The 21,315-nt window shown below is 55.4% G+C and carries 23 protein-coding genes, 1 other RNA gene and 1 pseudogene; 17 read left to right on the top strand and 8 right to left on the bottom strand.

Translation table 11 applies throughout. The annotated features are described in order from the left end of the window. Positions 1-214 precede the first annotated feature (214 nt). Positions 215-880, top strand: a pseudogene (locus tag QSK07_RS22835) (oligogalacturonate-specific porin KdgM family protein). A 47-nt stretch (positions 881-927) separates the two neighbouring features. Here QSK07_RS22835 and yjgA read toward each other — a convergent pair. Beyond that, a complete protein-coding gene (yjgA, locus tag QSK07_RS09340) occupies positions 928-1,470 on the bottom strand; it encodes a ribosome biogenesis factor YjgA (protein ID WP_275221580.1) in 543 nt (180 codons plus the stop codon). Between the two features lie 114 nt (positions 1,471-1,584). On the opposite strand from yjgA, the gene pmbA reads away from it, so the two are divergent. From pmbA to QSK07_RS09285, 11 genes are all read left to right on the top strand, one after another. Continuing rightward, positions 1,585-2,925: a metalloprotease PmbA gene (gene pmbA / locus QSK07_RS09335; RefSeq protein WP_285721447.1), complete on the top strand. Its 1,341-nt coding sequence runs from the start codon at positions 1,585-1,587 to the stop codon at positions 2,923-2,925. Positions 2,926-2,988: 63 nt separating this feature from the next. Further along, a complete protein-coding gene (gene cybC / locus QSK07_RS09330) occupies positions 2,989-3,375 on the top strand; it encodes a cytochrome b562 (protein ID WP_285721474.1) in 387 nt (128 codons plus the stop codon). 294 nt (positions 3,376-3,669) lie between these two features. After that, on the top strand, positions 3,670-4,005 hold the full coding sequence (locus tag QSK07_RS09325; protein ID WP_061063460.1) for a glycine dehydrogenase: 336 nt from the start codon (positions 3,670-3,672) through the stop codon (positions 4,003-4,005). A gap of 13 nt (positions 4,006-4,018) precedes the next feature. Continuing rightward, positions 4,019-4,375 carry an SFCGS family glycine-rich protein gene (locus QSK07_RS09320; protein WP_010256477.1) on the top strand — a complete coding sequence of 119 codons (357 nt, stop codon included), beginning with the start codon at positions 4,019-4,021 and terminating at the stop codon, positions 4,373-4,375. A 2-nt stretch (positions 4,376-4,377) separates the two neighbouring features. After that, a complete protein-coding gene (locus tag QSK07_RS09315; RefSeq protein ID WP_013359149.1) occupies positions 4,378-4,677 on the top strand; it encodes a DUF4312 family protein in 300 nt (99 codons plus the stop codon). Positions 4,678-4,804: 127 nt separating this feature from the next. Further along, on the top strand, positions 4,805-5,581 hold the full coding sequence (locus tag QSK07_RS09310) for a DUF4311 domain-containing protein (RefSeq protein WP_008925780.1): 777 nt from the start codon (positions 4,805-4,807) through the stop codon (positions 5,579-5,581). Positions 5,582-5,592: 11 nt separating this feature from the next. Continuing rightward, positions 5,593-6,234, top strand: coding sequence for a DUF4310 family protein (locus QSK07_RS09305; RefSeq protein ID WP_033734006.1), 642 nt, complete (start codon positions 5,593-5,595; stop codon positions 6,232-6,234). A gap of 43 nt (positions 6,235-6,277) precedes the next feature. Continuing rightward, a complete protein-coding gene (locus QSK07_RS09300) occupies positions 6,278-7,408 on the top strand; it encodes an amidohydrolase/deacetylase family metallohydrolase (protein WP_285721446.1) in 1,131 nt (376 codons plus the stop codon). Further along, positions 7,392-8,513, top strand: coding sequence for a DgaE family pyridoxal phosphate-dependent ammonia lyase (locus QSK07_RS09295; protein ID WP_285721445.1), 1,122 nt, complete (start codon positions 7,392-7,394; stop codon positions 8,511-8,513). Before QSK07_RS09300 ends, QSK07_RS09295 begins: the two co-directional genes overlap by 17 nt. After that, positions 8,510-9,250 (top strand): 2-dehydro-3-deoxy-phosphogluconate aldolase, encoded by a 741-nt coding sequence (dagF, locus tag QSK07_RS09290; protein WP_285721444.1) that lies wholly within the window; start codon positions 8,510-8,512, stop codon positions 9,248-9,250. The genes QSK07_RS09295 and dagF overlap by 4 nt, the downstream gene beginning before the upstream one ends. Before the next feature lie 108 nt (positions 9,251-9,358). Beyond that, positions 9,359-11,269, top strand: coding sequence for a BglG family transcription antiterminator (locus QSK07_RS09285; protein WP_275221571.1), 1,911 nt, complete (start codon positions 9,359-9,361; stop codon positions 11,267-11,269). A gap of 22 nt (positions 11,270-11,291) precedes the next feature. Here QSK07_RS09285 and QSK07_RS09280 read toward each other — a convergent pair whose 3' ends face one another. Then, positions 11,292-12,191 (bottom strand): LysR family transcriptional regulator, encoded by a 900-nt coding sequence (locus tag QSK07_RS09280; RefSeq protein WP_285721443.1) that lies wholly within the window; start codon positions 12,189-12,191, stop codon positions 11,292-11,294. Positions 12,192-12,321: 130 nt separating this feature from the next. Here QSK07_RS09280 and QSK07_RS09275 point away from each other — a divergent pair, with 130 nt between their 5' ends. Beyond that, positions 12,322-13,026 (top strand): pirin family protein, encoded by a 705-nt coding sequence (locus tag QSK07_RS09275; protein ID WP_285721442.1) that lies wholly within the window; start codon positions 12,322-12,324, stop codon positions 13,024-13,026. 52 nt (positions 13,027-13,078) lie between these two features. Here QSK07_RS09275 and dolP read toward each other — a convergent pair whose 3' ends face one another. The 4 genes from dolP to QSK07_RS09255 are packed head-to-tail and all read right to left on the bottom strand — an operon-like array spanning position 13,079 to position 16,651. Continuing rightward, complete coding sequence (gene dolP / locus QSK07_RS09270; protein ID WP_098052306.1) at positions 13,079-13,651, bottom strand: division/outer membrane stress-associated lipid-binding lipoprotein; 573 nt, start codon at positions 13,649-13,651, stop codon at positions 13,079-13,081. 14 nt (positions 13,652-13,665) lie between these two features. After that, positions 13,666-14,253, bottom strand: coding sequence for a DnaA initiator-associating protein DiaA (gene diaA / locus QSK07_RS09265; RefSeq protein ID WP_003855538.1), 588 nt, complete (start codon positions 14,251-14,253; stop codon positions 13,666-13,668). A gap of 14 nt (positions 14,254-14,267) precedes the next feature. Beyond that, on the bottom strand, positions 14,268-14,663 hold the full coding sequence (locus tag QSK07_RS09260) for a YraN family protein (protein WP_033784093.1): 396 nt from the start codon (positions 14,661-14,663) through the stop codon (positions 14,268-14,270). Continuing rightward, positions 14,621-16,651, bottom strand: coding sequence for a penicillin-binding protein activator (locus tag QSK07_RS09255; RefSeq protein WP_285721441.1), 2,031 nt, complete (start codon positions 16,649-16,651; stop codon positions 14,621-14,623). The genes QSK07_RS09260 and QSK07_RS09255 overlap by 43 nt, the downstream gene beginning before the upstream one ends. Positions 16,652-16,713: 62 nt before the next feature. On the opposite strand from QSK07_RS09255, the gene rsmI reads away from it, so the two are divergent. The 4 genes from rsmI (at position 16,714) to QSK07_RS09235 (ending at position 19,601) form a co-directional block, all read left to right on the top strand. Next, positions 16,714-17,580, top strand: coding sequence for a 16S rRNA (cytidine(1402)-2'-O)-methyltransferase (gene rsmI, locus QSK07_RS09250; RefSeq protein WP_285721440.1), 867 nt, complete (start codon positions 16,714-16,716; stop codon positions 17,578-17,580). Positions 17,581-17,613: 33 nt separating this feature from the next. After that, positions 17,614-17,992, top strand: an RNA gene (gene rnpB / locus QSK07_RS09245) — RNase P RNA component class A. Between the two features lie 489 nt (positions 17,993-18,481). Next, a complete protein-coding gene (locus QSK07_RS09240; protein ID WP_285721439.1) occupies positions 18,482-19,174 on the top strand; it encodes a hypothetical protein in 693 nt (230 codons plus the stop codon). Between the two features lie 13 nt (positions 19,175-19,187). Continuing rightward, positions 19,188-19,601, top strand: a complete 414-nt coding sequence (locus QSK07_RS09235; RefSeq protein ID WP_285721438.1) for a hypothetical protein — start codon at positions 19,188-19,190, stop codon at positions 19,599-19,601. A gap of 167 nt (positions 19,602-19,768) precedes the next feature. Here the strand turns inward: QSK07_RS09235 and QSK07_RS09230 are convergent, their stop codons facing one another. Both QSK07_RS09230 and QSK07_RS09225 read right to left on the bottom strand, forming a co-directional pair. Then, complete coding sequence (locus QSK07_RS09230; protein ID WP_285721437.1) at positions 19,769-20,743, bottom strand: glutathione S-transferase family protein; 975 nt, start codon at positions 20,741-20,743, stop codon at positions 19,769-19,771. A gap of 76 nt (positions 20,744-20,819) precedes the next feature. Beyond that, the gene (locus QSK07_RS09225) at positions 20,820-21,230 is read right to left on the bottom strand and encodes a DoxX family protein (RefSeq protein ID WP_098052311.1); all 411 of its coding nucleotides are present in this window, start codon (positions 21,228-21,230) and stop codon (positions 20,820-20,822) included. Positions 21,231-21,315 lie beyond the last annotated feature (85 nt).

The raw sequence follows: 21,315 nt of genomic DNA, 5'->3' as shown, positions 1-21,315 counted from the left end.
ATAAGAAGGATTCAGGTTAAGAAAACGATTAACAGGTTTTCTTTATGTGGCATATGTATATTAATACAGGCTTTAAATATAAGTTAAGTTTGGGTTAGATGAATTTGGATAATTCATTGCCCTTATTACTGAGAATAAGGACATTTTTATGGGAAAAAGTACAATACGATCATTAGCTCTTGGCGTCATGCTGTGATGCACTTCCGCAGCAGCACTGGCAACGACCACGGTGGATTACCGGCACGAGTGCCGTCTTCGCGACCGCACGCACTATGATAAGCTGGGGCTGAGCACCACGCTGCCAGATAATACGTTTCCTGGCGTCGAAACCAAATTCAAAACCGTTGGTGCAGATCTAAAAGATAAATATTATAACGATACTGTGTTAAATGTGGTGGAAGTCACCTTTCTGAAGTCGTATTAATGGGGTAACTGGACGCTGTCGCCTTTTATTCAGCCGGAACTTAACTCCTCGCGCACCGAATGGAAGCTTGGTGTGGCACCCTGGTATAAAATCAATGACCGCTGCTCTGTTGGCAGATTATATCGCCTTGAGCTGACCGATTATGCCCGTGCCAGTCAATGCCGCACCGGGGGTATTGATTATTGCGATACTGACCGGCATCGCACGGCTAATCGTTTTGACCTCTTGCGGAATAAAACCGATCGCCTCACTACCCCCTATAAACGGGTGTATAAGTACGCGGATGCGAAACTGTTTGCTAATAAGCATGATGACTATGAACAGGAGTTACAGTTCGATTATACGCCTGGCAACGATCGCGTCAGGGTGCCTTACGTCACCTTTGGCGATATCGGACGTTCTGCTACATCGAGCGAACGCCAGTTGCGGCTGCGCACCGGTATTCTCTATATCTAACGGTAAGGGCTGCCGGGAGGCGGGCGAGGCTGCCCGCCATGGCATTACTACGCTTCGGCCAGCTCGCGCAGATACTGGAAAATCTGACGGGCAGACTTCGGCGGCTTGTTGCCCGCTTTCTCTTTCTGCGCGTTACGGATCATACTGCGTAACTGCTGACGATCGGCATCGGGATAAAGCGCAATCACGTCGCTCATCGCCTCATCACCTTGCTCAATCAGACGATCGCGCAGCATTTCCAGTTTATGGAACAGCGCAACCTGCTGGTTGTGGCGATTCTTGAGCTTATCCAGCGCAATGCGGATCGGCTCCACATCAATGCTGCGCAGCAGTTTACCGATCAGCTGCAGCTGACGGCGGCGACCCTCTTTTTTGATGCGCTGTGCCAGCTCGATCTCGGTGCGCAGACGCTCATCCAGCGGGATTTTATCCAGCGAGTTTTTACCCAGATCAACCAGTTCGGCTCCCAGGCGCTTTAACTCTTCTGCATCACGTTTAATTTCACTCTTACTGACCCAGATAATCTCTTCATCTTCTTCTTCGTCATTATCTGGCACATCGTCGAGCCATTCATCGGGCTGTCTGGTCATTTCCGGGCTCCCAAAAAAAAGAGGCTAATCCTACCAGTTTATCGGGTGACTGCGAAATTGTTCTCTGACTCTGATAGACTCAAATCATTCACACATAAGATTATGGGCAGGTCGATGAACGTATCTACTCAGGTTGCAGAACAGCGAAAAGTACTGGAGCAGGCCATTGCGCAGGCACTTGAACTGGCTAAAGCAAGCACTGACAGCGCGGAAGTGGCTGTCAGTAAGACCACCGGCATCGGGGTCAGCACCCGTTATGGCGAAGTGGAAAACGTTGAATTTAACAGCGACGGTGCGCTGGGCATCACCGTTTATCATCAGAATCGTAAAGGCAGTGCCTCATCGACCGACCTCAGCCCGGATGCGATCAAACGTACCGTGCAGGCGGCGATTGATATTGCCCGCTATACCTCGCCCGACCCGTTTGCCGGTCTGGCCGACGCAGAGCTGCTGGCCTATGATGCGCCGGATCTGGATCTCTACCATCCGTGGGAAATTGACGCTGACCGCGCCATTGAACTGGCCGCGCAGGCGGAACAGGCGTCACTGCGTGCCGACAAGCGAATTACCAACACGGAAGGCGGCAGTTTCAACAGCCACGTCGGCATTAAAGTCTTTGGCAACAGCCACGGAATGTTGCAGAGCTACTGCTCAAGCCGCCATTCGCTCTCCAGCTGCGTCATCGCTGAGCAGGATGGCAACATGGAGCGCGACTACGCCTATACCATTGGCCGTGCGTTTGAAGATTTGAAAAGCGCGGAGTGGGTGGGGGCCGAGTGCGCGCGCCGTACGCTCTCTCGTCTGGCCCCGCGTAAACTGCCGACCATGAAAGCCCCGGTGATTTTTGCCGCTGAAGTGGCGACCGGCTTATTTGGTCATCTGGTTGGTGCGATCAGCGGCAGCAGCGTTTACCGTAAATCGACCTTCCTGCTGGATTCAATGGGTCAGCAGATTCTGCCGGAGTGGCTCACCATCAGTGAACAGCCACACCTGCTGAAAGGGCTCGCCTCCACGCCGTTCGACAGCGAAGGGGTGCGGACTCAGGCCCGCGACATCATCAAAGATGGCGTATTGCAGACCTGGCTGCTGACCAGCTATTCCGCCCGTAAACTGGGTCTGACCAGCACCGGTCATGCTGGTGGTATTCATAACTGGCGCATTGCGGGTCAGGGCCACAGCTTTGACGACCTGCTGAAGCAGATGGGAACCGGATTAGTGGTGACCGAGCTGATGGGCCAGGGCGTCAGCGCCATTACCGGTGACTACTCACGCGGTGCAGCCGGTTTCTGGGTTGAGAATGGCGTCATTCAGTACCCGGTCAGCGAAGTCACCATTGCCGGCAATCTTAAAGAGATGTGGCATAACATGGTGACCATCGGTGACGATATTGAAACCCGCAGTAATATCCAGTGCGGTTCCGTGTTACTGCCTGAGATGAAAATAGCGGGACAATAAAGATGAATTCCTGAAGCAGCCTGTTGGCTGCTTTTTTTTCATCACAATAAAAAGGAAGTAATGATGCGTAAGCATGTGATTGCAATGTTGTCGGCTTCTCTGTTGTTCTCCAGCGTCAGCCTCTATGCGGCAGATCTGGAGCAGGATATGGACACGCTCAATGCGAATCTGAAAATCGTTAAGAAAACGGACAGTGCGCAGGAGATGCAGCAGGCGTTAACCAAAATGCGAACCGCGGCGCAGGATGCCAAAAAGTCGACGCCTGATAAGCTGGAAGGTCAGCCTGCTGACAGTGCGCAGATTAAAGACTACCACGCGGGCCTCGACTCACTTATCGCACAGATTGACGTGGTTAGCGCGCTGGCGAAAGCCAGCAACGTGGACGGCGCAAAGCGCGAAGCCGCTAAATTTGATGACATCCGTAATACCAACCATAAGAAATTCCGCTAATCCGACCGCCGGTCAGCCCGACCGGCGGTTTTTACCATCACTTCTGCTTATCACCCCACCGTAAACCATCGCCCGGCAGTCTGAACGCCGCACAACATCACCGCCTGGCGAGGCTAATGGCATCATTTTGCGCATTTTGCGACGCATATCGCACTAAGCGTGCAGCCTGCGATCTGACGCACAACCTTCACTTCAATTTCCACTTACTGCTGGAAATGTTGCCTCTCCACAGCCGGGGTGATGACCGCTAATTTATTTCTAACGCGAATTATCCGGTTTAACAGGAGTAGCAAGGTGAGCAATAACGGCGTCCCGGTGTATGAAGCGCCACCGGAGAAAGTGCAACAGCTGGCTGACAGCGTGATGACGCAGATTGCGGCGATCTATCAGCAGCATGGCATTCAGCCCAATGCGGTCCAGCAGCAGATGCTGCAATCGCATGTCGGGGCCATGGCGTCACGTTCGCTGAGCGGGGAGCCGCTGCCGGAAGTGGAAGCGGAGCTGTTTGAGGATATTCCGCCTGAAACGGTCGCGCTGGCGCAGCAGGTCGTCGACCTGTTCGGCAATCTCCCCCGCGAAGAGGCCTGGCTGCTGTCAGTGCATATTGAAGTCGCGCGATCAAATAACTGAAGAGGAATACACCATGGTAACAGTAGTGATTGGCGATCGTTTAGGTAAGGGCCAGAAAGTGGCGGCGGGCATCGAGAAAGCGGGTGGTCGTGCTGTCGTGGTGCCAGGCGTGGCCGCTGACATGAAGCTGGGTGACGTGATGAAAGCAGAAAACGCCGATTTCGGCATCTCGTTCTGCGGCAGCGGCGGCGCGGGTGCTATTACCGCGCAAAACAAATATGGCTACAAAGCCAAACATGGCATGCGTTCTGTTGACGAAGGCGTCACCGCCATCAATGAAGGCGCCACCGTGCTGGGCTTCGGCTTTATGGATAAAGAAGAATTAGGTGAGCGGCTGGTGCAGGCCTGGAACAAGAAGCACGGCAGCTGATTATGAAAGAACACTACGTTACCCAGGTGACGGTTGAGGGCAAAGGCGACACTAAAGCGAAAGCCTTTGCCGATGCCCTGAGTCGTGTGCAGAACCAGGTTCTGCGCGCGACGCAAAAAATTCTGCTGCGCATCGAACCTCAGGATGTCCGGGTGCTGCGCGCGCAGGAGAGCGTCAGAACCGAGAAGTTTCTCTTTTTCTTTCTGGCGCGCCAACGGCGGAGCTTCAGCGTGACGCTGGAGATCACCGTCAGCGTCACCGTTTTCGACACCGAGCAGGTGACGTTCACGGCGGCATCATAAAACAGAACCTGTTTACATCAGCCCGCCGTTTGCCCATTCCACTGCTGTAGCGATAGCGCGGCGGTCAGGCCGGGGCGATGCGGCGGTGCGGATAGGGCGGGTAAAAACGACAACAAGGTACAACAACATGTTTTTAATCATTTTGTTTAAGTCGTTGATCATTGGGGGCCTGGTAGGCGTCGGCGTTGGCGCGGGGGCGGCACGTATGTTCCACGCGCCCACCACTCAGGGCATGGGGGCGTTTCGTACGCTGGGCGAGCTGAACTCGTGTGAAGGCGATCCGGCATCTCACTTCTCCTTTGGTCTTGGCTTCTTTTTCAATGCCTGGGCATCGTCTGTCGCAGCCGGTTCATTCACGCAGGATGTGGACCATCGCATCATTCCAAACTGGGGTGCGGCTGCCCTGATGGTGAAGAATCGTAATGTGGCGGAGACGCTGCACGATCCGAAAAAAATGGCCATCGCCTGCGGCATCATCGGCATGATCGTGGTCGCCTTCCTTAACTCTACCGCCTCTGCTGTGCCGGCTGCGCTGCAGGTGACGGCGGTCAAAGTGCTGGTGCCCGCCGCCAACCTGCTGGTGAATACCGTCATGCCGGTCATCTTCTGGCTGGCGGCGATCGATGCAGGCAAAAAATCAGGCTTCTGGGCCACCATTTTTGGCGGTCTGGCGCAGCTGATCATGGGCAACGCCGTACCAGGTCTGGTGCTGGGGATCCTGATCGGTAAAGGCGTGGAAGAGAGCGGCTGGAACCGGGTCACCAAAGTCATGATGACCGCTATCGTGCTGCTGTTTGTGCTGAGCGGCTTCTTCCGCGGTTTCGACATGAAGCTGCTGCAGTCCTTTCAACTCGGCATTCCCGGCTGGCTCGACATGATCCACAACTCAGTCAGCGGCAAATAAGAGGCGATGCGATGAACGAAAATAAAGGCTTCTGGTACGCCGACTGGTCTTTCCCGATCTTTGTTGGCCTGCTCTCGTCGGGCGTTTTCGCCGGGACGCACATGTATTACCTCTATGGCATTGGCGCGTTTAACGAAGTGGCGTTTGTCTCGATGCTGCGCGCCGGAATGGAAACCGGCGTCTACGGTGCGGTCGCTGCCTTTGGTGCCAGCTTCCTGTTTGCCCGTATTATCGAAGGTTCGCTGGTGGGCATTCTGGATATCGGTGGCGCGATTCAGACCGGGGTCGGTCTGGGTGTGCCGGCACTGCTGCTGGGGGCGGGCATCATCTTCCCCGTGGCGAATTTCGCAGCGTCGCTGGCGACGGGCCTGGTAATTGGTGTGGCGATTGGCTACCTGATTATTCTGGCGCGTAAATTCACCATCAATCAGAGCGACTCCACCTACGGCGCAGACGTGATGATGGGTGCAGGTAATGCTTCAGGCCGCTTTCTGGGGCCGCTGATCATCCTGTCCGCCATGGCGGCCTCCATTCCGATTGGTCTGGGCTCGCTGCTGGGTGCGCTGCTGTTCTATCTCTGGAACAAGCCGATTACCGGCGGTGCCATCCTCGGCGCGATGATCCTGGGTGCGCTGTTCCCGATTGCTCTCTGATCTCACCGGCAGCCCGGCAGTGGGCTGCCGTTAAGGAGAAACCATGTACGACTTGATTATCCGCAATGCGCGTCTCAGCGATGAGCAGGTGGTCGATATTGCGCTGCAGGATGGCCGCATTGCTGCCATCGGCAAGGTGCAGGGCAGCGCACCGCGTGAACGCGATCTGGCGGGCCGCTACTACGTCAGCGCGGGCTGGATCGACTCCCACGTTCACTGCTATCCCAAATCACCGATTTATCATGATGAAGCGGACGCGATTGGCGTGGCGCATGGCGTCACCACGGTGGTCGATGCGGGCAGCACTGGCGCAGAGCACATCGATGACTTTTATCAGCTGACGCGCACAGCGCAGACCCAGGTCTATGCGCTGATCAATGTCGCTCGCACCGGCATCGTCACTCAGAATGAACTGGCCGATATGACGCAGATCGATGGCGATGCAGTGCAGCAGGCCGTGGTGCGGCTGCCCGATTTTATTGTCGGTCTCAAGGCGCGCATCAGCAGCAGCGTGGTCGGTCAGAATGGCGTCCAGCCGCTGATCAAAGCCAAAGCGATCCAGCAGGAGAGCGGCGGTCTGCCGCTGATGGTTCACATCGGCAATAATCCACCCAATCTCGACCAGATTGCGGATCTGCTGACCACGGGCGACATCATCACGCACTGCTTTAATGGCAAACCCAACCGCATTCTGACGCCGCAGGGTGAACTCAAAGCGGCGGTAAAACATGCCATCGCACGCGGCGTCAAACTCGATGTCGGCCACGGTAGCGCCAGCTTCAGCTTCGAGGTCGCCCGCGTGGCGATTGCGCAGCGCATTCTGCCCGACACCATCAGCTCTGACATCTACTGCCGCAATCGCCTGAGCGGGACGGTTCACAGCCTGGCGCATGTGATGTCGAAATTCTTCAGCGTCGGCATGACGCTGCCGCAGATCATCGACTGTGTCACGGTCAATGCGGCCGCAGGAATGCGTCTGCTGCGCAAGGGCCAGCTGAAAGTTGGCTATGACGCTGACCTGACTGTTTTTAGCGTCAAAGAAGAAACCCGGCCCTTTATCGATTCAGAAGGTGAACAGGTCGCCGGTGAGAAGCATCTGGTTCCGCTGGCGGCCGTGATCGCTGGCACGTGGATCGCGATTAAAGAAGGAATAGCGCATGACCTCGATATATGAAAAGTATGGCCTGAAGCCGGTAATAAACGCCTCGGGCCGTATGACGATCCTCGGCGTCTCTACGCCGTCCAGTGACGTGATCGATACGGTGAAGTACGGCCTCGACCACTACTTTGAAATGAAAGAGCTGGTGGATAAGACCGGTGCTTATATCGCCGGTCTGCTGAAAGTGGAGAACGCACTGGTGGTCTCCTGCGCCTCCGCAGGCATCGCCCAGTGCGTGGCGGCGGTGATAGTGAAAGACAATGACTGGCTGGTGGATAACCTGCACGCCGCACCGCTGACCATCCCGCACCAGATTGTGGTGCCGAAAGGGCACAATGTGAACTATGGCGCACCGGTCGGCAGCATGGTGGCACTGGGAGGCGGGCAACTGGTGGAGGCGGGGTACAGCAACGAGTGCTCACCTGCCCAGCTGGCGGCGGCGATCACGCCACAGACCGCAGCAATCCTCTATGTGAAATCGCACCACTGTGTGCAGAAGAGCCATCTTGATGTGGCCCAGGCCGCGGCGGTTGCGCGTGAGCATGGTGTACCGCTGATCGTTGATGCGGCAGCGGAAGAGGATCTGCAGTGCTACTACCAGGCGGGTGCCGATCTGGTGATCTACAGCGGCGCAAAAGCGATTGAAGGGCCGACCAGCGGGCTGGTGATTGGCAGACACCACTACGTTGAGTGGGCCAAACGCCAGACCAATGGCATTGGTCGCGCGATGAAAGTGGGCAAAGAGGGGATTCTCGGGCTGACCCAGGCAATCGAAAACTATCTGACGCAGCCAAAAATTAGTGGCGCGCAGATGGTGGAGAAAATGACGCCGTTTATTGAGCAGCTCAATAGCCTGCATGGCGTGACGGCTCGCATCGTGTGGGATGCCGCCGGACGCGATATCGCCCGTGCGGAGATCGCATTTGACGAAGCCGCGATCCAGCAGCGCACCGGCGATCTGGTGCAGGCGCTGAAAAAGGGCGACGTTGCGATCTACTTCCGTGGCTACAAAGCTAACGAGGGGATCATTGAAGCAGACGTGCGCAGCGTCAGCGCCGATCAACTGAACACTATTTTCACCCGCATTCAGGTACTGTTAAACGGAGAGAAACACGCATGACGCTGACCCCCAACTTTTATCAGGATCGCATCTGCCTTAACGTTCTGGCGGGATCAAAAGAGAATGCCCGCGCCATCTGGCAGGCAGCAGAAGGGCATGTGCTGGTCGGCGTGCTGTCAAAAAACTACGCCAGTAATGACGCCGCTATCGCTGACATGCGTGAGTACGCCGCGCTGATCGATAATGCACTCTCGGTGGGCCTGGGTGCGGGCGATCCTGAACAGTCACAGATGGTGAGCGAGATCTCCGCGGTGCTGCAACCGCAGCATGTGAACCAGGTGTTTACCGGCGTTGCCACCAGTCGTGCGCTGCTGGGCCAGTCACAGACCATCGTAAACGGCCTGATCTCGCCCACCGGCACGCCAGGCCAGGTCAAAATATCAACCGGACCACTCAGCGCAAAACAGCAGGATGGGATCGTGCCCATCGAAACGGCGATTGCGATGCTGCAGGATATGGGCGGCAGCTCGGTGAAATATTTCCCGATGGGGGGGCTGCAGGCGGTGGATGAGTATCGCGCCGTGGCGGAAGCCTGTGCAAAACATGATTTCTGGCTGGAGCCCACCGGCGGCATCGATCCGGATAATTTCGGCGAGATCGTGCGTATTGCGCTGGAGTCGGGCGTCAGCAAAGTGATCCCGCACGTCTACAGTTCGATCATCGACAAAGCCAGCGGAGAGACCCGCATCGAAGATGTGCAGCAGCTACTGGCCATCTGTAAAACGCTGCTGGCGTAGAGAATCGACACGATCAGCCTGCAGCAGGCCGATCGCGCGACATGGACGTTGCGAGACGATCGCCGTAGGCTGATGTTCCCACTTTCTGTCTGCAAACAGGTAACGCTTGTGAGATTTCCCAATCAGCGCCTTGCGCAACTGTTCGATGCCCTGCAAAACGAAACGCTGCCTCAGGATGAGCTGGCGCGGCGTTTTGCCGTCTCGACCCGCACAGTGCGCACCGATATCACGGCGCTGAATGCGCTGCTGGCAGAGCATGGTGCGCAGTTTATCCTGAGCCGTGGTGCGGGCTATCAGCTGAAGATTGAGGATGCTCAGCGCTTTCAGCATCTGCAGCAGCACACCGCGTCGCCGCTGCGGGTGCCACGCACCTCGCCAGACCGGGTTCGCTACCTGCTGACCCGCTTTCTCACTGCGGCCTATTCGCTGAAACTTGAAGAGCTGGCCGAAGAGTGGTTTGTCAGCCGCGCCACCCTGCAGAATGACATGGCAGAAGTCCGCGAATGGCTGGGGCGCTATCACCTCACTATTGAAAGCAAGCCACACTACGGCATGAAGCTGTTCGGCAGCGAAGTGGCGATTCGAACCTGCCTGACCGATCTGTTATGGCAAATCGATCAGGCGCAGCCGGAGAGTCCGCTGCTGACGATTGAAGCGCTTAACAGCGGCATGCTGGAGACGCTGCGCCCGCTGCTGCAAAACTGCTTTGCCCAGCACAATATTCGCCTCAGCGATGAGGGGGAGCGCTATCTGCGGCTTTACTGCGCCGTGGCGGTGCGTCGCATCAGTGAAGGCTATCCGCTAAACGATCCGGGAGCTGAAGAAATTGGTGATGAGGTGCGTGAAGCGGCACATCAGCTGATTAATCTGATGCGCCCGCTGGTTAGCAAACCGATTTCACCGGCGGAAGAGAACTGGCTGCAGGTCAATATTGCGGCGCGGCGCATTCAGGCGATCGCCCCCAGTGCTATTAATGCCGATGACGCCGACGCTTTGGTGGATTACCTGCTCAGCTTTATTAACACCCATTACAACTTTAATCTGCAAAACGATCAGCAGCTGCGTGCCGATCTGCTCACTCACATCAAAACCATGATTACCCGGGTGCGCTATCAGATCCACATTCCCAACCCGCTGCTCAGCAACATCAAGCAGCACTATCCGATGGCCTACGATGTCACCTTAGCGGCAGTAACCAGCTGGGGGAAATATACCCCGTATGTTATCTCCGAAAATGAGATCGGCTTTCTGGTATTGCATATTGGCGTCGGGCTGGAGCGCCACTACGACGTCGGCTATCAACGGCATCCGCAGGTGCTGCTGGTGTGCGACAGCGGTAACTCTACGCTGCGGATGATTGAGGCGATGCTGCTGCGAAAATATCCGCAGTTGCAGGTCACCGCTCGTCTGTCACAGCGCGAATATGAGGCGCGCAGCCGTATTGACGAGGATTTTGTTATCTCGACCATCCGGCTCAGTGAAAAAGAGAAACCGGTGGTGGTGATGTCACCGTTTCCCACCGGTTTTCAGCTGGAGCAGATTGGCAAGCTGGTGCTGGTTGACCGGACCCGGCCCTACATGTTGGCGAAATTTTTTGATGCCCAGCACTTCCATATTGTCGACAGGCCGATGACCCAGTCTGAACTGTTCCGTCAGCTGTGCCATCAGCTGCAGGAGGAGGGCTTTGTGGATGCGGCGTTCTGTCCGTCAGTTGAAGAGCGTGAAGCGATTGTCAGCACCATGCTCGGCGAAGGGATTGCGCTGCCGCACTCGCTGGGACTGCTGGCAAAGAAAACCGTGGTGTATACCGTGCTGGCACCGCACGGCATCGCGTGGGGCGACGACACCGCCTATGTCATCTTCCTGCTGGCAATCAGCAAAAGTGAGTATGAAGAGGCAATGGCGATATACGATCTGTTTGTGACGTTCCTGCGTGAACGGGCGATGACCCGCCTGCGGGAAAGCAGCGATTTCAACAGCTTCAGGGCGGTGGCGATGGATTGCCTGAGCCGGTCTTAGCTTCGCCCTGAAACTACGATACTTAGTTTTTCTTCGCCAGCAGGCGCGGGATCTCGCGCAGACACCAGGATTTGGCTTCGCCCATGCTGTCACGTCGCCACGCCATAATAATATCGACCTCGCGGGTATACTCCGGACTCACTACCCGCAGGCGGCCTTCGGCAATATCCTGCTCGACTAATGAATAGGGCATGGTTGCCACGCCCAGACCCGCCAGCAGCGCACGGCGCTTATCGTCCATGCTGCTCACGGTCAGGCGCTGCTGCTTATCCAGCAACTGCACGGTCAGCACCGGACGCTCGCGCGCAGTATCCGCGACCGCAATGCCACGGTATTTCACCCGCGTCACTTCAGATTGCGGTTCCGGCTCGTTATGAATCGGGTGATCCGCACTGGCGACGTAGACGCTCATCATGGTGTAGAGCTTGCGGGTATTGATCTCGGTGGAGGCGCGGAAGTGCATATCGGGGGCAATCACGATATCGGCCCGGCCCTGTTCCAGCCGTTCCCAGGCTCCCGCCAGCACTTCAGTGACCAGCGAAAACTGCGTGTTGGCTTTGTCGGCCAGCCGTGTCACCAGGGGAAAGAGTACATCGATGGGCACCAGCGCTTCGGTAACGATAGTCAGATGGGTTTCCCAGCCACGCGCCAGCGCTTCCGCATCGGTGGTGAGCTTGTCGGCCGCTTCCAGCAGTACCCGGCCACGTTCCAGCAGCATGCGTCCCACGTTGGTAAATTTGGTACGGTGACCGGAGCGGTCAAACAGCACCACATCCAGCTCCTCTTCCAGCTTCTGCATGGTGTAGCTGAGGGCGGAAGGGACACGGCCCAGTTCATCTGCGGCTGCGGCAAAACTGCCACGGCGATCAATCGCATCCATAACGCGTAACGATTCAAGGGTTAACGCACGCTCTTTAGCCATCCCGGTTCTCTGTCAGGAAATTTGAACATGCCGGGCAGATTAACTGGCTAACAATCCGGCGTCCAGACTTTTACCATGGGGGGTATACAGTCCGTGGCCGATCCTCGTCACCGGATGCCGGAGGTAAATAATGATAACGACACGCAGTGCATCCGCCTGTGGTCAGGCCGATTTCGGCTGGTTGCAGGGCCGCTACAGTTTCTCTTTTGGCCACTATTTTGATCCCAAACTGATGGGTTACGCGTCGCTGCGCGTACTGAACCAGGAAGTGCTGGCACCGGGTGCCGCTTTTCAGCCGCGCACTTATCCTCAGGTCGATGTGCTGAACATCGTGCTGCAGGGTGAAGCCGAATACCGCGATAGCGAAGGCAACACGATCAGCGTGCGGGAAGGGGAAGCGCTGTTGCTCTCTGCTCAGCCCGGAGTGAGTTACACCGAAATTAACCTGAGCAAAGATCGCCCGCTGACGCGCATGCAGCTCTGGCTGGCCGCCTGTCCGGAGCGCGAAAATCCGCGGATGCAGAAAATAGCCCTGACGGAAGGTCGCGTGTCCCAGTTGATTGCTTCGCCGGATGGCGTGGACGACAGCCTGCAACTGCGTCAGCAGGTGTGGATCCATCAGGTGGAGCTGGCACCGGGCGAACATTACTCGCTGCCGATACAGGGGCCGAGAGCCTACCTGCAGTCGATTCACGGTTCGCTGGAGGCGATGTCCGGCACAGATCATCAGGAGAAGCTGGGCTGTGGCGATGGTGCCTTTTTGCAGGAAGAGAAGCAGTTTCAGCTGAAGGCAAAAACCGCGACCCGCGCGCTGGTCATCGACATTCCGGTCTGAAAATCAGGCAATAAAAAAGGCGGCCAGGGCCGCCTTTTTACGTTTTAGTGTGTTACTTCAGCATGGTAAAGGCGGTGGTGACGTGCTTCACGCCACTGACGCGGCTGGCAACATCGGCCGCGGCCTGCGCTTCCTGTTGCGTCACCAGACCCAGCAGGAACACTTCGCCATTCTCGGTCGTCACCTTCACGTTGGAGGATTTCACCTGATCGCTGCCCAGCAGCTGCGAGCGGATTTTGGTGGTGATCCAGGTGTCGGAGGACGTGGTGCCCAGCGTCACTTTCTGGCCGATACGGATCTCGTTATAGACCTCGGTTGCGCCATCAACGCCCATGGTGATCTGTTTGGCACGATTGGCGATCTCCTGCGAAGGCGCCTGGCCGGTCAGCAGCACTTTGCCCTGATAGGCGGTGGCGATGACGCGGGCATCGGTTTTAATCTGCTGATCTTTTGCCAGCGCGTTAGTGACGCGCAGCTCCAGGGTGCCGTCATCAACCTGCGTCCCTACCGAGCGGGGATCGGTCGCCGTTTTGGTGGCAACCGCTGCGCCACCAGCGACAACCGCAACGCAGCCCTGCAGCAGCATGGCGGTTAACAGAATAGTTATAGCATTCAATGCTTTCATTCGTGCTCCTTCGGTCATTCCTGATGGGGAAAGAGAGTGTTATCGATCAGATCGCATAAGCAATTCACAGTCAGCATATGCATCTCCTGAATACGGGCACTGCGGTGCGACGGAATGCGGATTTCGACATCCTGCGGACCCAGCAGTCCGGCGAGCTCTCCGCCATCATACCCGGTAAGCGCAACGATAGTCATATCGCGTGTTACCGCCGCTTCTACCGCCTTAACGATGTCGCGGGTGTTGCCCCGGGTTGAGATAGCCAGTAACACATCGCCTGCGTGACCCAGTGCACGTACCTGCTTGGCATAGATTTCATCATGCAGACGGTCGTTACCAATCGCGGTCAGCATCACGTTGTCTGCACTCAAGGCCAGCGCCGGTAAGCTGGGGCGTTCGGTCTCAAAACGGTTGATCATGCTGGCGGCGAAGTGCTGGGCATTGGCGGATGAAGCACCGTTACCACAGCTCAGGATTTTATTGCCATTAAGTAGCGATTGCACCAGCGTCATGGCCGCGCGCGAGATAGCATCGGGCAATGCCTCGGCTGCGGCAATCTGGGTTTGAATACTTTCGGTAAAACACGCTTTAATTCTTTCCTGCACACGACCACCTGGTTCTAAACGTCTGCATTAAAGGCATTCGGCAGCCACTCGAGCGCCGTGCCGGTAATGGCGATGATGTCGAAACGGCAATTCACTGTTTCAAAACTGCCGCCGCGTTGCGCCAGCCAGAGAGCGGCAGCGCGCAGCAGCTTTTGTTGTTTATTCCGGGTAACGCTGGCGAGTGCGCCACCATAACGCGCATCGCGCCGGTAGCGGACTTCAACAAACACCCAACAGTGCCCGTCACGCATAATCAGGTCAAGTTCACCATTGCGAAAGTGAACATTGCTGGCAACCCATATCAGGCCTGCCTGCTCCAGATAGCGCCGGGCATCTTCTTCATGTCCGGCACCAATCTGACGGCGATTTAGTTGGCCGGTGCGATTTCGCCCCGACGATACTGGTTCCATGTCAACTTCCTGTTGATCACACAATCCGTGTCGGCACTGAGCTTGCCGGTATTGCCGTCCAGCGTAAAGCCAGGAGACTGACGCATCTGGTTAAAGTGATTCGCCAGCGTCCAGGCATCCATACCCATGGCATAGAGACGCACCAGCGAGTAATCATTATTGAATGACTTCGAGGTCTGCTGCATCAGGCCAGGGTTGCTGCCGGAGAGCAACGGAATATCGCTGAACTGCAGGCCATCCATTTCCAGACGGAAGTCCGGGCCGGCACCCGCCTGCGCGCTGCGCGAACTGGCGTAGAGCGAGATGTTGCTGCGGCTGCCGGTGCGCATGGCAATCATCGGTTTGATCAGCTGCAGTTCATCCTGCGTAGAGACGATGTAGACCGCATCGACGCCGCCACCGCTGCTGGTGCTGACCGCATCTGGCGTGCTCTGTTGCGGTGCCGGAATGGTCAGGCCCGCAATCGAAACGCCCTGCGGCTCGGCAGGTGCAGCATTCACCGGCGTACCCGATAAGCTGATACCCGCACCGCTGTTGATGCCCTGTTTCAGCTCAGAGGTCGAGCCAAAGCGCTGCTGCATGACCGTGCTGCCACCCAGCGTCTGCCACTCCTGAGCAAAGGCGTTGGTCACGCGATCGCCCAGTCCACTGCGCGGCACCAGCAGCAGCGGCTGGCGTTTGCCCTGATCCCAGATATGGTGCGCGGCATCGCGCGCTTCGTCTTCAGGAGAAAGCGCAAAGTAGCAGATATTCGGATGGTTCTGGATCTTTTCCGGCTCATTGAGCGCCAGTACGTTCAGTGGCGTCTGGCTGTTGGCAACCTTCTCAACGTTGCTCTTCAGCAGCGGGCCGACCACGATAGTGGCGCCATCCTGCTGAGCCTGCTGCATCACCTGCTCAATCGGCTGGCTGCTGGTGTCATAGACCTTAATCTGGGCATTGCTGACCGGTGCGGCTGCAGCAGGCTGAGACTGGGGCTGTAACTGAGGTTGGGTTGGGGTGTCAGCAGACTGCTGCGGCGCGCTGATGGGATCGGCAGCCGATCCCGCGGCAGCGGCAGGTTGCGTGCTGGCCGTCGCATCTGCAGAGGCCGGCTGGGCAGCAGCAGGCTGAGCGACCGGTGCGGATAGGCCGTTTTTCGCATCGTTAAAGCCTTTCTGGATGGCATTGGCGAACACCTGCGCCTGACCGTTCAGTGGCAGCAACAGCGCAATGATGCTGGTTGAGGCTTTGGTGTAGTTCTGCATCTGGCTCAGCTGCGTCGGCAGCGTTTTGGCCGCCGGATTCTGTGGATAGCGGGTCTGCCAGTCTTTAATGCCTGATTTCAGCATCTCCGCATCCTGCGCGTTAGCGCGCCAGACCGCGAGCAGATCGAGCCAGCCCTGCAGCACATTTTCGTCGGCATTAATCACCAGGTTGCTGGCCTCCTGCGGCGACATCTGCGTCAGTGTCTGCCAGGTGGCATCAATGTTGGCCTGATGATCGGTGCCTTTCAGCAGCGGCTCCTGCGCAATATAGGTGCGCAGCAGTGAGAGTGAAGGGCGACCCTGGGCGCTGGCGATCTGCAGGCTGTAATAACGCGCCAGCTGATCCTGCGACAGTGCGCCGGTTTTCACCTGTGCTAACAGGGGTTCAGCCTCTTTGGTTTTCTGCTGTGAGATCAGCAATTGCGCTTTCAGCAGCAGGGATTCCTGTTGCTGCGTCTCAGAGAGTTGCTGCGGCAACTGGTTCAGTTGCTGGGTCGCCTCAGGATACTTTCCTTCCTTCAACAGGGCGCGGATTGCGAGTAATTGCCAGTCGGTCTTGCTATCATCGCTGCTTTGCTGCGCTTGCTGCAAATAGTAAGCGGAGCTGGCGGTGACTGGCCCCTGAATATTGACGGTTGAGGTTTGCGGCCCCTGACCGCTACATGCGGCTAAAATCAGACCAGCAAGAATGACAGGCAGAAAGCGTCCTGCTTTATGACGAACGACTTTTGAAGGAAGCATACTGTATCCAGTGATGTTTTTTTCAAGATGCTCAATATTAAATCGGCAATTCGGATGAAACAATGAAACAACTCGATCGGGCAGAGATTTCTGCCAGCACGCTCTACATCGTTCCAACCCCGATTGGTAATTTGGGTGATATCACCCAGCGGGCGCTGACGGTGCTTTCGAGCGTCGATCTGGTCGCTGCGGAAGATACACGTCATACCGGGCTGTTGCTACAACATTTCGCCATCAATGCGCGACTCTTCTCACTTCATGACCACAACGAGCAGCACAAGGCTGAACTGCTGTTAATGAAGCTGCAGGAGGGTCAAAGCATAGCCTTAGTTTCCGATGCTGGCACGCCGCTAATCAACGATCCGGGCTACCATCTGGTGCGTCGCTGCCGTGAAGCGGGTATTCGTGTGGTGCCGCTGCCCGGTGCCTGTGCTGCCATCGCCGCGTTAAGTGCTGCAGGACTGCCATCCGATCGTTTCTGTTACGAAGGGTTTCTGCCCGCCAAAACCAAAGGCCGTTGCGATGCGCTGCGGGCGCTGGTGCAGGAGCCACGCACGCTGATTTTTTATGAATCGACCCACCGTCTGATCGACAGTCTGCAGGATATGGTGAGTGAGCTGGGTGCTGAACGCTACGTTGTGCTGGCGCGCGAGCTGACCAAAACCTGGGAGTCGATTTACGGCGCACCGGTTGGCGAACTGCTGGCCTGGGTGAAAGAAGATGAGAATCGTCGCAAAGGCGAAATGGTACTGATTGTTGAAGGGCACAAGGTCGATGACGAAGACGCGTTACCGGCCGATGCGCTGCGTACGCTGGCGCTACTGCAAAAAGAGCTGCCACTGAAGCGCGCGGCTGCGCTGACCGCTGAGATCCACAGCGTGAAGAAAAATGCCCTTTATAAGTATGCGCTGGAGCAGCAAGAGGCGTGACAAACGCCGGCGAATGTCCTATTATCCCGCGCCGAAGCTGACCAGACAGTCGCCGCTTTGTCGTCGTCCTCACTTGTGGGGAGACGGGCAGAGGGGAGGAAAGTCCGGGCTCCATAGGGCAGGGTGCCAGGTAACGCCTGGGAGGCGTAAGCCTACGACCAGTGCAACAGAGAGCAAACCGCCGATGGCCCAGAAATGGGATCAGGTAAGGGTGAAAGGGTGCGGTAAGAGCGCACCGCGCGACTGGCAACAGTTCGTGGCACGGTAAACTCCACCCGGAGCAAGGCCAAATAGGGGTTCACAAGGTACGGCCCGTACTGAACCCGGGTAGGCTGCTTGAGCCAGTGAGCGATTGCTGGCCTAGATGAATGACTGTCCACGACAGAACCCGGCTTAACGGTCAGCTTCGACTTTTTACTGAAAACCCCGCTTCGGCGGGGTTTTTGCTTTAGGGGCTATGTGCGGACTATGATGAATGACTGTCTACGATGCTCTCTATGAAAAGAACGCGGCTTAATGGTCAGCGTAGACTTTTTACTTTGTGGGCAATGTGGAGGCAGATATTAATGTCGAAGTTTGGTGCGTTGTGTTTAGCATCTCTGGACAGACGATTATAGAGAATGAAAAATTCTTTTTGTATGTAAACCAACAGCAATTACATCTTCATTTATATCACAGAATCGAAGCATTACCTATATAGTAAAATATTCGATAATGAAAACATCAACAGCTAATATTTCGCATCGTTTTTTGCAGGTTACCGTGCATATGATATTCACTAAATACAGCTTTTCCTGTGGTTTTTTATTGTTATTATGGTTAGGCATTAGTAATATTCCTCACAGGATAATGGAATGTAAATAGAGGGAATTATGACTCATGGATTTGTGAGGTACTCAATTTGAGCAATCGTGGAGAGATCCTGGATTCATCCCAATTTGGTTCAGAAAACGGGATTAGGCGTGGCCTTCTTTATTCAGACGTGCTTGGCTGGCTTGATATGGGTCATGCTCGTGGGGATGATGTTCGTCAACTTATGGCACAGTTCTCAACTGGTGAAGCTGGCAACGAATCTTATTACCGGGTGCGCTATGAACAAACTATGGGGATCAGCCGGTTTACTATTGGTCGCTTTAATGTCTGGGAGATAAAAAAAGGGAGAACTCTCACAGAAAGGCAGAATATTGCACTGGCGATGATGATGAGTACTGCTGTCGCTTTTGAAAATTGGCAGTCAATGCGCTGGTTCAGTTGGTATACTGATAGCGGTTTCAGTGGCGAGGATCTTGTATCGGACTTATTTGGTTTCTACAAAGTTAATTTTCCCCGTGTATATTGGGGAGAACTTAAAATCGCTAGCAAAGAATCAGCCTTTCGCCGATGGGACCATTATGGACCGATTAGTAATTATAAAAACACGGTTTTTTTACCCTTATTATTTCCTGATCCTATAGAAAAATTTACCTGCCCGCGCCCTTATAAAGGTCAGCTTCCGCGATTTATGAAACAGGCTATACCATATAAACTTACTCCTAATGACGACATAGTACTGCGGTCTAATAATAAATCCGGAATTATTAACGCATTTCAGTAAACAGAGAGTGAAAATGTTAAAAAGGATCGCTGCAATCGGCGCTGTCACCATCATTATTTTTCTACTGATTGATTGTAGTATGCAGAAGGTAGCTGAACGAGATGAAGGCTACACTCAGTCAAATCTATGGGCATATTATCTATACACTGACAGGGATATCAGGGGGGCTCCACGTGCATCTGGATCATATCATTTTACGTTTACCGCGCAGGATGGTAGCCAGCTGCAAGAAAGTAGTATTGTTTACACCACGGATGCTCCTTTAGCAGAGGTTAAAAATTATCTGGCGTCCTTAGGTTACAGGACGGTGGAGCATAATGGATTGTCTGAAAAATGGGAAAAGGAAGGTAATGTTACGCCTTACTTCTATATATCTCATGACAGCAAATCACATTCGCTAACGCTAAGTAAGGTAGATTTTCGCTGACAATCTTTAGAGACCCAATCGCCAGCACTAATCAAGTGACTCTTCCACCCAAAGCCAGATACGCAACATGTGATTAAAGCAATCTGCCTAAACGGTCAGCATCAACTGTTAATTAAAAACCCCGCTTCGGCGGGGTTTTTGCTTTTTGGCGGGAACAACAGACAAGCTTAACCGCGGCCGTGCGGTTCATTCCAGTCAAACGCCGGGCCCAGCGAAATGACGCCGCTCGGGTTGATGGTCTTGTGGCTGCAGTAGTAGTGGTGACGGATATGCGGCAGATTGACCGTCTCCGTAATGCCCGGCATCTGATAGATATCGCGCAGGAAACCGCTGAGGTTTCTGTAGTCACCGATCCGGTGACGATCGCATTTGAAATGGGTCACATAGACCGGATCAAAGCGCACCAGCGTGGTCCACAAACGCAGATCCGCTTCGGTCAGCTGATCGCCGGTAAGATAGCGATGCTCGCCCAGGAGCTGTTCCAGTCGCGACAGCGAATGAAACAGCGCAGTGACGGCCTCATCGTACGCGGATTGCGACGTGGCGAAGCCCGATTTATAGACGCCGTTATTCACGGTGTCGTAGATCCAGCCATTCAGCTCATCAATCTTTTCACGCAGCGCAACGGGATAGTAGTCTCCGGCACGGGCACCCACCGCATCAAACGCACTGTTGAACATGCGGATGATATCCGCCGACTCATTGCTGACGATGGTGTTCTGCTGCTTGTCCCACAATACCGGCACGGTTACGCGGCCACTGTATTGCGGATCGGCGTGCAGATAGAGCTGATAAAGGAATTCGTTCTGGTAGAGCTTATCGCCGGTCGCATCCTGGAAGGTGTCATCGAATGTCCAGCCGTTCTCCAGCATCAGTGGATGTACCACGGAGACATCGATCATGCTGTCCAGACCTTTCAGCTGGCGCATCAGCAGCGTACGGTGCGCCCATGGGCAGGCCAGCGAGACATAAAGATGATAGCGATCGCGCTCAGCGGCAAACCCCGCTTTACCTGACGGACCGGCGCTGCCATCCGGCGTTACCCAGTTGCGAAAAGCCGACTCTGAACGCTTGAAACGTCCACCGGTAGATTTGGTGTCGTACCAGGTGTCATGCCAGACACCGTCAATTAACTGTCCCATAATGGCTCCAATGCAAACAGGGCGGAGAAATGTCCCCGCCCTGTTAAGTATATGTGGCAATGCGCTTTATGTGAGATTAGCGCGTAATCGCCTGTGGTTTTCTTTTGCTGATCAGGCGATCAAGGCTGTATGCACCCGGGCCGACCAGACCTAACACCAGGAAACCCCCTGCGATAGAGAGGTTCTTCATGAACATCAGCTGGTTTACGCCTTCGGCGAAGTTACTGTGAAACAGAAACGCGGTCAGGATGGTGAAGCCTGCAGTGAACAGGGCAGTAAAACGGGTCAGGAAGCCGAACAGAATCGCCAGACCGCCGCCAAACTCCAGCAGGATAACCAGCGGCAGCATAAAGCCAGGGACGCCCATCGCTTCCATATATTGCTGAGTACCGGCATAACCGGTGATTTTGCCCCAGCCGGCCGTAATGAACAGGATTGGCATCAGGATACGAGCCACTAATAAACCAACGTCTTCGAATTTTTTCATCATTTACTCCAGCGCTATCAGAGATGCAGGGCAGACTGCCCGCAGGGTTTATGCCCGCTGAAAGCAGTTCTGCAATCATTGGGTT

Origin of the sequence: Pantoea sp. QMID4 (genome assembly GCF_030270445.1) — a bacterium.
GTDB lineage: Bacteria > Pseudomonadota > Gammaproteobacteria > Enterobacterales > Enterobacteriaceae > Pantoea > Pantoea vagans.
Note: the sequence above shows the minus strand (reverse complement) of the source record. Positions and strands in the feature narration are given on the sequence as shown.